Consider the following 244-nt stretch of genomic DNA (forward strand, 5'->3'; position numbering starts at 1 on the left):
AGCGATGTTGATCACCGCGCCGTTGCTCAATGTGACGGTGACTGGAGTGCCGGCTGCGTTGGTCAATGTCGCGGTGTAAACGATCGAACCGCCTTCAGCAACGGTCTCGGTCGCACTCAAAGTGAGACCGGTAGTGTCTTGGGTATCCGTAACGGTGGTGTCTGCCGGAGTGGCGTCGATGTCCAGTTTTTCGTAGTTGCCGCCTTGGGCGTCATCAATCTTGACGCTCAGCGAATCGCCGCCA

General features: G+C 57.8%; 1 protein-coding gene. It reads right to left on the reverse strand.

The genetic code is table 11. The features are described from left to right. Nucleotides 1-244, reverse strand: a 244-nt coding sequence (locus HU811_RS27260) for an immunoglobulin-like domain-containing protein (RefSeq protein ID WP_186659244.1), incomplete at both ends; no start/stop codon positions are given.

The organism is Pseudomonas tehranensis (assembly GCF_014268615.1).
Taxonomy (GTDB): Bacteria; Pseudomonadota; Gammaproteobacteria; order Pseudomonadales; family Pseudomonadaceae; genus Aquipseudomonas; species Aquipseudomonas tehranensis.